7 protein-coding genes and 1 pseudogene are annotated in these 13,257 nt (G+C 44.0%); all 8 read right to left on the bottom strand.

Going from position 1 to position 13,257, the window contains the following annotated elements; translation table 11 throughout:
• Positions 1–185 precede the first annotated feature (185 nt).
• Positions 186–3,218 (bottom strand): annotated as a pseudogene (locus D1367_RS27990) (PAS domain-containing protein); the annotation flags it as partial.
• Between the two features lie 140 nt (positions 3,219–3,358).
• A complete protein-coding gene (locus D1367_RS27985; RefSeq protein ID WP_228674553.1) occupies positions 3,359–4,849 on the bottom strand; it encodes an NF041680 family putative transposase in 1,491 nt (496 codons plus the stop codon).
• Positions 4,850–5,291: 442 nt separating this feature from the next.
• Positions 5,292–5,441, bottom strand: a complete 150-nt coding sequence (locus tag D1367_RS31415; protein WP_181984990.1) for a hypothetical protein — start codon at positions 5,439–5,441, stop codon at positions 5,292–5,294.
• 194 nt (positions 5,442–5,635) lie between these two features.
• Positions 5,636–8,521 carry a response regulator gene (locus tag D1367_RS27980; RefSeq protein WP_118170175.1) on the bottom strand — a complete coding sequence of 962 codons (2,886 nt, stop codon included), beginning with the start codon at positions 8,519–8,521 and terminating at the stop codon, positions 5,636–5,638.
• A 2-nt stretch (positions 8,522–8,523) separates the two neighbouring features.
• Positions 8,524–8,991, bottom strand: coding sequence for a response regulator (locus tag D1367_RS27975; RefSeq protein WP_118170172.1), 468 nt, complete (start codon positions 8,989–8,991; stop codon positions 8,524–8,526).
• Positions 8,988–11,246, bottom strand: a complete 2,259-nt coding sequence (locus D1367_RS27970; RefSeq protein ID WP_118170170.1) for an ATP-binding protein — start codon at positions 11,244–11,246, stop codon at positions 8,988–8,990. Before D1367_RS27970 ends, D1367_RS27975 begins: the two co-directional genes overlap by 4 nt.
• Before the next feature lie 455 nt (positions 11,247–11,701).
• The gene (gene xseB / locus D1367_RS27965; protein ID WP_118170167.1) at positions 11,702–11,929 is read right to left on the bottom strand and encodes an exodeoxyribonuclease VII small subunit; all 228 of its coding nucleotides are present in this window, start codon (positions 11,927–11,929) and stop codon (positions 11,702–11,704) included.
• On the bottom strand, positions 11,930–13,189 hold the full coding sequence (gene xseA, locus D1367_RS27960; protein WP_118170164.1) for an exodeoxyribonuclease VII large subunit: 1,260 nt from the start codon (positions 13,187–13,189) through the stop codon (positions 11,930–11,932). It lies immediately after the preceding gene.
• Positions 13,190–13,257 lie beyond the last annotated feature (68 nt).

Here is a 13,257-nt window from a genome sequence, read left to right as displayed (position 1 = left end):
CAGTGGAGCATCAGATGTTTATTCAGCAAATAAGTACTTAGGGAACTCCAAAAAATAAATTATTCCACATTAAAGTCGTTGACTGTTGACTGTTGACTGTTGACTGAAAACTCGTGAACCGTCAACGGTCAACAGTGAACAATAGCAATGGAATATTTTTTTACTTGGAAGTCCCTTAAACGGAATTATTTTAAGAAAAAAGATGGTTTACTGTGTACCAGTGCCACCACAGCTTGAACTAACTCTTCTGGATCAAGGGGCTTGGTAACGTGCCGTTGATAACCACTGCTTATAGATCGTTGGTAATCATCAACTCTGGCATAGGCAGTCAAAGCGATCGCAGGAATTTCCCCGCATTTTTCCGGGGTTAAAGTGCGGATTTGTTGAATCAGAGAATAACCATCAACTTCGGGCATTCCAATATCACTGACTAAGACATCGGGTTGAAAGGACTCCAGATTTGCCAACACTTCTGCCGCAGAGGCAACAGTCAGGACTGTAGCTCCGTATTCAGCAAGCAATACTGTTAATAACTCACGGGCATCAGGATCATCATCAACTGTGAGAACTCGAATACCCGTGAGTTCGAGTGCTGGTTGTGGTAACTCATCTGTCTGCGGGGTTTCCGGTTCAACATTCAGCAGTGGCAACTGGACTGTAAAGGTAGCTCCCAAGCCTTCACCTGGGCTATCAGCCGCGATCGTGCCGCCGTGAGCCTCAACCAACTGCCGGACGATCGCTAACCCCAATCCTAACCCCCCATACTTGCGAGTAACTGAGACATCTTCTTGACGGAATGATTCAAAAATATACGGGAGAAACTCATGGTTAATGCCTTTGCCAGTGTCACTAACGATAATCTGTGTCTGCTGATCTACTCGCTCTAATCGGATTTCAACCCGTCCTCCGTTGGGGGTAAACTTAATAGCATTGGAAAGTAAATTCCAAATAATCTGTTGCAGGCGGTTGGAATCTCCAGAGACTTGCCCAATATTCGGCAGTACCGGATGTAACAAAATTGATTTGGCAACGGCTGCTGTAGTTACCGTGTCGATCGCAGATTCAATGACAGATGCCAGATTCACAGGAGTAGCCTGGATGCTGAGTTTGCCGCGTAGAATCTTGGCTACATCCAGCAAGTCATCAATCAGTTGAGTTTGCAGTTTAGCGTTGCGTTCAATGGTGGCCAAAGCTTCGGCTGTTTTGGTTTCATTAAATTTGCGGGTTTGTAGCAGTTTTGTCCAGCCGAGAATTGGGTTAAGAGGCGATCGCAATTCGTGGGAGAGAACCGCCAAAAACTCATCTTTGATCCGATTGGCGCGTTCGGCTTCTGCTCTGGCTGCTTGCTCTTGGGCAAGTAGGCGATTGCGTTCAACTTCTAGTTCCTTTTGATCGTGAATATCTGTGCAGGTGCCAAACCATTTCACTACCTGTCCCTGTTGGTCTTTTAGCGGCAGTCCCAGTACCAGATGCCAACGGTAGCTGCTATCAGCAGCTCTTTTAAAGCGGTATTCGTGGCGATAGCTACTGCCACAATCCACAGCATTATTCCACATAGATTGAGCCGTTTGTCTATCCTCTGGATGAACGGCTGATATCCAACCATGCCCTAAAATCTGTTCAAAGGTCAATCCGGTATAGTCACACAATCGTTGATTTGCGTAATCGCACGAACCACTGGCATTGCAAGTCCAAACAAGTTGCGGAATCGCCTCTGCTAGGTAGCGGTAGCGTTCTTCACTTTGCCGTAATTCTTCCTCTACTTGTTTGCGATCGGTGATATCTTGCACGTTGCCCAGCATCCGTACCCCATTGCCTGCGGCATCGTAGAAAACCTTAGCTCTAGCTGCTAACCAGCGAATCCCATTAGGGTGTAAAATGCGGTAATCAGTTTCATAATACTCTTGCTGTTCCTCGATGGTGCGACTCACCACTTCACTGGCGAAGGTGCGATCGTCTGGGTGCAAGCGGCTTAACCACTCTTCAAAGCTTATTTCCTGTGTGGTTGGGTCAAACCCCAAGAGATTGCAGTATTCTTCAGATACATGAGCGATGTTGTGGGTAATGTCCCAATCCCATACTCCCGATCGCGTGGCTTTGTACGCTAGTTTCAATCGGGCTTCGCTCTCTTGCAATAGGAGTTCTGTCTTTTTACGCTCGGTGATATCTCGTGAAATCAATAAGATTCGTTCTACTTGCCCGAAAGCGTCCAGAATCGGGCTAACGACCACTTCCCACCATTTGGGAGTGCCTTTTACCGTTAAGCAGTATCCGCGAAAAATGCTGATTTCACCTGTTTTAGCGGCGGCAATTGCCTCCTCTGCTTGTTGCCGATAGCTGCCTTCCCAGAAACAAACCCATTCAGTATTGAGGTAGGAATTTAAGTCGTCAATTTCCATTAAGCAAAGTCCACCTGTATTCATGTACAGGAGCCGCCCATCAAGGCTTAATACCTTGATGCAGTCAGAACTACTCTCTAAAATGCGGTTCTTAAATTCTTCACTCTTTCGCAAAGCAAGCTCTGCCTGTTTGCGATCTGTGACATCATGATGGATGCCTGCCATTCGCAGGGGATTGCCCTGTTGATCGCGCGAAACTACTTTTCCGTGGTTGGCAATCCATTTGCACTCCCCAGACTTGGTTAACATCTGATATTCAAATTTGTAAGACACCGAATCGTCCTGAAGATGGGCATTCAACCGTTCCATCACCCAAACTTTATCGTCAGGATGAATTAGTCGCTCCCAACTGCTAAAATCATTCGGTAACTCTCCTTTTTCATATCCCAGCATTTCTAGCCATCTGGAACTGAAATAATCTTCATTAGTAATAATATTCCAATCCCATAGACCGCCACCAGAACCTTCCAGCGCCATTTGCAGGCGTTCTTCACTCTTTCGCAAAGCTTGCTCTGCCTGTTTGCGATCGCTGATATCTTCGGCAATCCCGGCAAACCGATAAATTTCTCCTGCTTCATCTCGCAGGGGAAAGCAGCGATCGTGAACCCAGCGAATACTACCATCGAGCAAAATAATCCGATATTCTTCATCAAATTTACCGGCGGCAGCTTTTTCCTGAAACGCTCTGTCTGTCGATTCTCGATCCTCTGGGTGGATACGCTCGATCCATGCTTGTTGTCCTTGATACAAGTCCTGCGGGTTCAATCCCCACAGTTTTTTATATGCAGGACTGACATAGCTGACTCGATTTTCAGACACCTCTTTGATCCTTGGACTTTGGACAAAAAAGAAGTGTTCGCGTAGATTACACGCGAACTTAAAATCTAGGCATCATAAATTACCCCAGTTATTTTTCAAACTGAGTACAACTGAGTTAAACGCCTAAAGCCTAAGAAAATTTACGCGGCTTTTTGTTTATTAGGTGTTGATTTTGACTGCTTCTTGACAACAGGATGCTTAGTGCGTTGCGTTTGAGCCTGACCTTGAACTCGACCGATTGAATTTCCTCGGGTTTTGGGAGAACGAGCGGGTGTACCAATCTCTGAAATAATTCTCGGAAAATCGCGTTGCACGGTACTGGGAGTCATGATTGTATCACTTTGAGGTTTTAAATAACGCTCCCACGGTCTAGGTAAGTGTGTTGCTAAATCTTTTGCCGCCCAGAGTTGTGCGTAAGCAAGCATTACTAAACGTATCCAATTTTCCTCATGCAAGACGTCTGGAGTTTGAAACTCCGTCATCAACAAATGCTGCTTGCTAAATCGCAACATGTGTTCAATATCAAACCTTTGTCTATAGCAATGGTTTGCAACTGTAGGTGAGATTTCTCCACGTTGCTCACCTATGACAATTAACCACATTGGTTTCCAGAGAGATTGATTAGTATCATCAGTCACATGAATCCTAATCAGAGTAAAAGGATGACGGTACATTTTTTGGTGCTTGGTTCCCCTCATCAACATTTGATGCCAAGCGAGTATGGTGATGTTTAAAAGACGACCCTTACGGGTTGTCTGCTGAATTTGTGTTGTCTCGTCGGGAGAGTGCCAAGTTTCAACATCAGCTAAATTAAACCGTTCACCGTATTTTTTTGGACAACCACGTTTTTTCTTTGAGGAGTCAACGGGTGGAGATTGGTAGAAAATTCGATTACTACGAACTCTGGCTATCACTACCAAATTTTTGTGTTTGGACTGTTCAAACAGAAATGAACGCTGACTATAGGCGCTATCTGCTACTAAGACACACAATTTTTCCTGCCAGGGCAGTGATGAATCAGACATCACTTCGGAAATTTGTTCACTACCCACATCAACACCAGTTTTATCAAGTGATACCCTTTCTCCTGATATTGGTATTGACCAAGGGGCTGCATTCACAGTTTCTTTCTCTGGTAAGATAGAAAGTATCGAATAAGAATGACCAATATTAATAGGTTTGTTACCCTTGATAGTATTTGGCTGGTAAATATACCCACGTTCAGCTAAAGTCCTCGCGTAAGGACGCGGATGTGGTGTTGTATCTATTGCAAATAAGTAAAAAGGGCGTTGTTGTGGTTGCCTAATTAACTCAGACACCACCCTAATTAAGTTATTTGGTTTTTCTTCTTTTTCTTCTTCTTCTTTTCCTCCTTCTTGTTCTTCATTGTTCATCTCCTGACTAGTTGTATTAAATGATGCAATTATAGCTTTATAAATAGAGTTATAGGTTCTTGGAAACAAAGGACTTAAAGATAACTCAGCAATTGAATTGGCTCCCGTATTCCCCGCAAGCGCATCCAACAAATTCATACAGGCATCACTACATGATTCAAAACAGTTGTAAATTTTTTGTCTAAAATCTTGAAATTGCGCTATTAATTGATTGTTATTAAATTTTGGCATAGCCATCAGTATTTACCCAAAGATACTTTGTCGTTGATATTACTATTTGTTGGGGGTCTGGTGGCTATCCTTTTTTTCTGCCCACGCTAAAGCAAGCGAAATTAATACGCTTTGCTTACAATTTTTGTCCCAAATCAAATAAGTAATATCACCAAAGAACTAGGACTTACGCACTGTACAAAATAACTATCTTGTGCATCAACCTAAATACGTTGTTTCAGGCTTTTATCAATCACCTTTGATTGAGTGCGATCGCTAAAATCTCATTGAAAAATCTAGCTATCAGCCTTGAAAACTCTACCTGTTATTTTGGCTTTTCTGTCAATGCGTAAGTCCTAAGAACATAAATTTTTATATTACTTTAGCTACTTGAGTCTCTAGTAGGGTCAGCAGATTTGATCAAAGAGGCGAAAAACTATAAACAAGATTAATCATTTCCTGTTCGCGGTTAATACCCGCGAACAAATCTTTTTTGTCCAAAGTCCAATTCTAGGATAGTGTAAGAAAATTCGCGATCGCGCAACAAATATCGCCGATAAAGTTCTCGATCTTCTGGGGAATCATCGACAATTAAGAGGGTGCGCTGTAGCTGATACATCGTGAATTAAGCGGATAGAGTTCAAGCCCACATCCCGCAGATTATCATAGAGAGATTACTATTTTCAAAATAGCGCTAAAATCCTCATCCAGATAAAGATTTTACCATATAGCAGATTGCCGTCTAATATAATACATGTAGAGACATAGCACTGCTACGTCAAAACAATTCTTTTTCACTCAAATCTCTAATTGCTAATTATCAGTTTTTGAGAGTTGCTGGGCGATCGTCTCCAATAACTGCTTGAGTTTTATCGGCTTGGCTAAATAGTGGTTTGCGCCCGCTTCTAGACACCGTTCTAAATCTCCCGGCATGACCAAAGCTGTCAGGGCAATGATTGGAATTGAGTGGGTTTTGATATCGGCACGAATTTGACGGGTTGCTTCTAATCCATCCATCTGTGGCATTTGAATATCCATTAAGATCAGATCAGGCTGATGCTGTTTGGCCATTTCCACAGCTTCTAAGCCATTGCGGGCAAGCATAACCTCAAAATTATATGCTTCCAGGTAATTCATGATCGTAGTGATGTTAGCTTCATTGTCTTCTGCTAACAAAATTTTGGGGTTTTGGGCTGATTCTGCCGCCGCCATGTCAATGGCAGCTTGTGGGTTGGGCGATTGAACCTTTGCAAAAATCCGGTTCAATGATTGATAAAACTTTTGCCGCGAGAGAGGTTTTAAAAGATATTCAGCAGCTCCTAATTCTAAGCTGCGCGATCGCTCATCTATCACTGAAATAATAATAATTGGAATATTCTGAATTTGGGGATGTGCTTTTAACTCTCTTAACACTTCCCACCCAGAACTATTAGGTAGCAAGATATCTAGCACAATCACATCCGGCTTGACTTTTAACGCAACTTTCAATACACCTTCGCCAACTGGGTGAATTACACTGGTTACGCCTAATTCTGCAAAATATCGTTTAATTTGGTTGGCAGCCACACCCGAATCTTCCACCACTAAAGCTTTTTCGATTTCAGCTTCGTTCAATAGGGCTTCAGGTAATGGTGAGTCATCTTGTTTAAATAAGGGATGCCACGGCAACATCACACTAAAGCTACTCCCTCGTCCTACTTCGCTCTCGACGTAGACGCTGCCACCATGTAGATCAACGATCCGTTGGATGATCGATAATCCGAGTCCCGTTCCTGCGTAACGTCTTGATAGGGAACTGTCTAACTGAATAAACGGCTGAAATATCAGGTCGAGATTTTCTGGAGCAATGCCAATTCCGTTATCAGTTACCCGAAATTCAACGGCTTGCTGTAACGAGTTCATCCTGATTTGAAACTTGACGCAACCTCCATCGGGCGTAAATTTAACCGCGTTTGTCAGCAAATTGACCAACACCTGAAGTAATCTCCGTTCATCAGCTTCGATCTCGGTGATAGTTTCATCTATTTCACAGGTTAGCTGAATTTGTTTTTGTCGAGCTTGTTCTTTAACAAAATTGAGGCTAGACTGACAAACCGAATGAAGCGACACTGGACGCAATTCAATCTCCATCTTGCCTGATTCAATTTTAGATAGGTCTAAAATATCGTTAATCAATTCAAGTAAGTGTTGCCCACTCTGTTGGATGGTCTGGATAAACTGGCTTTGTTTGGCCGTTAAGCTACCAAATACTTCCTCTAATAAAGCTTCAGATAATCCGAGAATTGAGTTGAGAGGGGTACGCAACTCATGACTCATGTTTGCCAGAAATTCGTCTTTGAGTCGGGCGGCTCTGGCTAATTCGGCATTGGCTAAACTGATATGCTCACTACTAAGACGCAGTTGGGTTTCTGCCTCCTTCAGCTTGGTAATATCTCGTCCCACAGATTGAAATTCTGTACATTCCCCTTGCTGATTAAATATCATCCGGTTAATCCACTGAGTCCAGCGAATTTCCCCATTGATAATGACTCGGTTCTCAATTGTGATAGTGGGATTTTCGGCACTCATGGAATTTACCAAGCGAGCAACCATTTCTCGATCTTCTGGAAAAATTACTGGTTGAAAACTCTTACCAATAATTTCCTCTGGTTTGATCCCAAAGTAACGACAATAGGCACTATTAACAAACTGAATGGTGGTATCAGGTAAATACCGAACAATCAAGTCTGTTTGATCTTCAACAATGGCGCGATAACGGGCTTCACTTTGCTGCTCTAATTGGGCATAAGCATTGGCTTGCTGGAGGGCAATTCCCAGGTGAACTGCAAGTTGTTGCAATAATTCAATTTCCATCAACTGCCACGATCGCGGGGCGGTACAATGATGGGCAATCAAAAGTCCCCACAAATCGTCATCTCGCAGAATCGGGACAACCAAATTTGCCTGTACCTGAAACTGCGCCAGAAATTCCACATGACAGGGGGCAAGACTGCCGTCATAGATATCAGATTTTGCCATCACCCGCCCTTGCTGATAGTGTTCTATACAACTTTCGGCAAAGCAAGGGTCATACATTTTGGCAGACAGGACTGCTCGCCATTCTCCGATAACAGATTCGGCGACAACGATGCCATTGACATCAGAATCTAACTGAAAAACGATGACGCGATCGGTCTGGAGAAACTGGCGCACCTCAGTTACAGTGGTTTGGAGAATTTGATCTAGTTCGAGTGATTGGTGAATTTGCTGGCTGATTTGTCTAGTCAACCGTTCTCGTTCAATTTGCTGTTGCAGTTGGGTACGGATCTGCACACTGGCGATCGCTCGATTCATTGCCAGGTGTAACCCTTGCGTGGTAATTTGCCCTTTGACTAGATAATCTTGGGCGCCGGCTTGCATCGCCTGAACTGCGATCGCCTCGTTGCCCTGTCCCGTTACCATAATTACTGGGAAACAGGGCTGTTGCAGGGAGGGTTGTAACCGAGCCAGAAATTCTAATCCATCTAGATCGGGCAGTCGATAATCAAGTAAAACCACATCTGGCTGGTGTTCCTGCCATAGCTCCAGTCCTTGTTTACCCAATGTCGCCTCTAAAAAGGTATGGGAATACTCCTGGTCACGCAGTAAATACCGCCGATAAAGTTCTCGGTCTTCTGGGGAATCATCGACAATTAACACAATCCGTGAACTCTGACTCATGACTAATCCTGGGGATAAGGCAGCGTCGTCACTTCAAACCAATATTCCACAAGCATTTGAATATCTCGTTTCAGTTGAACAAAATTGATTGGCTTAACGATGTAGCTGTTGACACCGTATTGATAGCATACTTCAATATCTTTGGGATTGTTAGAGGTAGTAAACACTACCACCGGAATCATTTTCAAATTGTCATCTTGTTTAATCCGGCGTAACACTTCTCGTCCATCGGTTCCGGGTAGGTTCAAGTCAAGCACAATCAAGCCAGGACGGGGCGCATGGCGCTCCACATAATTGCCAGTGCGATAAAGAAAGGCTAACGCTTGTTCCCCACTTACACACCTCTGAATAGCGATCGCAATGGTAGAACGCCCTAAAAATCGTTGCAGTGCCTCAAAGTCTTCGTTGCTATCCTCGACAATTAAAAGTAGTGGCGTTTCCTGCATCGGGGAAGCTGAAATTCGATTCATGTATTTGCCTCCGCCGACAGAGTGAAGTAAAACGTACTGCCTTGAGTGGGGGTTGATTCCACCCAAATTCTACCACCGTGACGTTCCACAATTTTGCGGGCAATGGTTAACCCTACCCCAGTCCCACCGCCAAATTCGTCTCGTCCATGTAAGCGGCGAAAGATTTGAAAGATTTTGTCGAGATGCTCTTGAGAGATGCCGATGCCGTTATCACGAACATAAAAAATCAGAGAAGTTGAAGCAACTTTTCTTTGCCCATTTCCTTTAATGAAACCAATTTCTACCCACTTATCAGGTTTATCATTGTACTTAATGGCGTTGCTGATGAGGTTGGTGAAGAGTTCATTAATTTGAGCGCGATCGCATTCAACGCTCTCAAGAGGTTGAGGAATGCGAAACTCTACTTCGCTTTGTGGTCGGGCAATGGTCAAAGTGGTAATTACCTGCTGTACTAACTCATTCAGATTCACTGGTTGCCTGATCAATTCGGCGCGTCCCAAACGGGAGAAATGCAGGAGGGAATTAATCAGGTCTTCCATTCGCTGCGTCAGCCGTACCAGGGTTTGCAGTTTCCCAATCCCATCATTATCTAGTACATCTGCATAGTCTTCCATTAAGAAGTTTGCATAGTTGTGAATGCCCCGAAGCGGTTCTTTCAGGTCATGGGAGGCAACGTAGGCAAAAGAATCAAGTTCTTCGTTACTCCGTTGTAATTCAAAATTCATCGATGCCAGCTTGTCTGCTTGCCGCAACACAACGCCTACAACCAGGCTTCGCAGTTCAGTAACCGCTTCAACTTCGCAAGGTTTCCAGGGTAGGGCAGACCCTTGCACCGTTTCTTGCCATAGTTGAAAAGATTTGCGAGGAGACATTCTTAAACTGCCATCTGAGAAAACTTCTACAGGTTTGTTGGGGTTACCGCCCCACTTCACCGTTTGAATTACCTCTGGACGAAACCAGAGAATGTAATTGTGGTGAACTTTAGAAATTTCTAGGGCTAATACGCCACTAGCGATCGCTTTATATGACTCGGCAGCAGGGTAATTTTTCGAGAGCGATCGCGTCTCAAACAAGTTATGATGTAGTTGGGGTTTAATCCAATCAAGTAAGGCGTGAACCTCTGCTTCCGATGGCGTTTTACCCACTCGAATACACTGGTCGCCACTACATATCACCGCTCCGGTGGCATTAACCAGATTGAGTAATTGAGATTTCAGTTGCACCATCCCATCCAGAAAATACTCAGCCTGAGACAACCCTTCCACAAATTGAGTTTGTAATGACTTCAATTGTCTTTTATAATCGATATCTTCAGTAGCTTCTTTGTTTGCCAGTTCTACAGACATCACCTGTCCAATAAACTCGCACATAGTGCGGATATTGTAAGGAACATATTTAGGCGACGAATCGTGACAGGCAATTAATCCCCAAAGCTTTTGATCCTGTATCAGAGAAATAGACATAGAGGCAGTCACGCCCATATTTTGTAGGTATTCTAGATGTAATGGAGAAACACTCCGCAACACCGAGAGACTGAGATCCAACGGTTGATTTGTCAAAGGATTGTTCGCTGGAATTAAGGTGACAGGCTGGTAGTTAGCATCTGGAATCAGCCGCAGCCAGTTGAGGGTATATAGCTGTCGGGCTTGCTTGGGAATATCAGAGGGCGGATAATGTAAATCTAGATAGGGCGTTTCCTGATTGGTATCTTCAGCGATGACACTCCCTGCCCCATCAGTATCAAATCGATAGACCATGACGCGTTCAAAGCCAGTGATTCGCCGGACTTCTGTAACCACAATCTGGCACATTTCCAGCAGCGTTGGTGCTTTTTGAATGCGGGTAATAGTTCCTCTTACCTGTTGATAGAAGTCAAAAAAGCCTGTTTGACCCTTCGCTTTTTTCGGCTCTAATTCCAGAATAATGGTAGTATTGAAACGATGTACAATGCCATCAAAATCAATTAATTTATTTTGATGTTTAATGGACAGATTTAAGGGATTGACACTATCAAAATCCTCCGCCAGACATTTTTGAATCAGCTTCATCTGCTTGGCATCGAGTAAATCTAACAGCCGCTTGCCCAGCAATTCTTCAGGTTGACGGCCAACAACTTCCTGGGTGTTGCTACTCACCTGAACAATTTCCAGGTTAGGATCTTGCAAAACCAGTAAAACCCCGTGAGGCTGGATCAGACTGGGAATGTGGATTGGTTCGCGATCGCAGTTTGTCAAATCAATGATCTCATCAGTCATTATCAGTTTCTTAAACTCCTCATTAGAACTTTTGCTTGAAGGAGGTAAGAAGCAGAAACTCTTGATCTCTGAGATTTTGAGTCTTGCATTTTCTATCTCACTTAAAAAGCAAACTGCTGTATTACCACTAGTACCGCAAGGCGGAATTCAAAATTAAAATAGGTATACAGCGTAAGCGTTTCATTGATTTGGAATGGGTGGTTTATTTATGTCGTACTGTACTAGTGGTCTGTCCCATTAATTTTGCTGGGTTGTAGAGACGCGAAATTTCACGTCTTTACAGGGTTTTGGTAACAAACTAATCAATCAGAATTAATGAGACAGAGCACTAGTGGTCTATCAAATTCATTTTGACGGCTAGAAAGACGCGATAAATCGCCGTCTCTACAGGAAATTTATCCGTCAATTAGTTCTTGACATACTACTAGCTTATACTGACATTAGAGACTCTGGTTCTACTCTTGGCTTAATGTTTCAATCAACAAATCTACCTGCTGTTGTCGCTCCTGCAAAAAACCTTCGCACTGACGCAAATACTCAACAGCACTTGCAAATTGTTCAAACACAGCTTCCAATTCCAACTCACCCGCCTCAATTCGAGCGATAATTCCCTCTATCTCAGCAACCTTCGCCTCATAATTCCAACCCTCCTCAGAACTAGAAGCACTCTTACGTTTAACCATTCAACTCTTGGCGTCCTTGGCGTCTTGGCGGTTCGTTAATTCCATAACCTTCACTTTAACCCCACCCTGCCCCAACTGAATCATTAACTCTTCTCCCACAGCCAACTCCATCGCCGAACGAGCGATCGCCCCATCTTCCCTTCTCACCACCGCATAACCACGCTGTAACACCGCTTTCGGGTCAAGACTAGCCAACTTTTGCCGCAATAATTCTAAATGCTGCATTGCTTGCTGCGATCGCCCCGTCGTAATTTGCACCAAATGCTGACGCTTCCAACCTAACTTGTCCACCTCCAACTGCACCTGCCGATCTAACCGCAAACGTCGCAAACGATTTCGCAATACTTGCAGTTTATTCTTAGCATTTTCTCTAAAGTCATGCACTGCTTCATGTAAAGCGACAACTCGCCCCCGATGCTCAGTATACAACTCTGAAAGTGATGGCACAACCATTTCCGCCGCCGCAGTGGGTGTATGCACACAAGCATCTGCAACTAAATCTGCTAAAGATTCATCTCGTTGATGTCCGATACCAGTAATTACAGGAATCGAACAATTAGCCAGCGATCGCACCACACGTTCATCATTAAAGCAAGCCAACTCTTCCACCGCACCACCACCCCGCGATAAAATTAGCACTTCGGCACGACCATCTCTTTCTACCCGCTCAATTGCTTTAACGATAGATTCAGGCGCTTGCTCACCTTGTACTGTAGCCGGAGAAAACAAAACGTGTAAACCTGGATACCTTTGCTTGAGAGTTTTTTGAATATCACCCCAAGCAGCCGCCGTTGGTGAAGTGACAACAGCGATCGTTTGGGGATGAGTTGGGAGCGATCGCTTTCTTTGCGCGTCGAACAATCCCTCAGCCAGCAAGCGATTTTTGAGTTGTTGATAGCGCAACGCCTGTAAACCAACACCAGCAGGTAGAGTCTGCCAAACTGATAACTGATACTCTCCCCGTTGCGGATACAGGCGAATACTGCCCAAAATGATTATCTGCTCACCAGGAACGGGTATCTGGGCGAGTTTTGGCAATTGGCTATTCCATACCACACATTTAATTCCGGCGGTGCGATCGGTATCTTGCAGCGTAAAAAATAAACCACTGCGATGATGGTTAGCACTGGAGACTTCGCCAGTTACCCAAACTTGGCGTAATTGTTCATCTTGCTCTAACAGCAAGCGGATATAGTCAGTTAATCCAGATACCGAAAGCGCTGTATCGAGAATCAGAGAGTCGGAAAGGTCGAAAGTCATCAAAGATATACGAAAGCAAAAGCCTAATTAAATCTTAGCAAATAACGTTAATTGATAGCTATTGTGTT

The sequence above is a fragment of the Nostoc sphaeroides genome (genome assembly GCF_003443655.1).
Taxonomy (GTDB): Bacteria; Cyanobacteriota; Cyanobacteriia; order Cyanobacteriales; family Nostocaceae; genus Nostoc; species Nostoc sphaeroides.
Note: the sequence above shows the minus strand (reverse complement) of the source record. Positions and strands in the feature narration are given on the sequence as shown.

Bases quoted from the DNA above. Each gene is read 5' to 3' on its own strand.
- D1367_RS27970 (WP_118170170.1), bottom strand. From the start codon at position 11,246: ATGACTGATGAGATCATTGATTTGACAAACTGCGATCGCGAACCAATC.
- xseA (WP_118170164.1), bottom strand. From the start codon at position 13,189: ATGACTTTCGACCTTTCCGACTCTCTGATTCTCGATACAGCGCTTTCG.
- D1367_RS27980 (WP_118170175.1), bottom strand. From the start codon at position 8,521: ATGAGTCAGAGTTCACGGATTGTGTTAATTGTCGATGATTCCCCAGAA.
- D1367_RS27985 (WP_228674553.1), bottom strand. From the start codon at position 4,849: ATGGCTATGCCAAAATTTAATAACAATCAATTAATAGCGCAATTTCAA.
- D1367_RS27975 (WP_118170172.1), bottom strand. From the start codon at position 8,991: ATGAATCGAATTTCAGCTTCCCCGATGCAGGAAACGCCACTACTTTTA.
- D1367_RS31415 (WP_181984990.1), bottom strand. From the start codon at position 5,441: ATGTATCAGCTACAGCGCACCCTCTTAATTGTCGATGATTCCCCAGAA.
- xseB (WP_118170167.1), bottom strand. From the start codon at position 11,929: ATGGTTAAACGTAAGAGTGCTTCTAGTTCTGAGGAGGGTTGGAATTAT.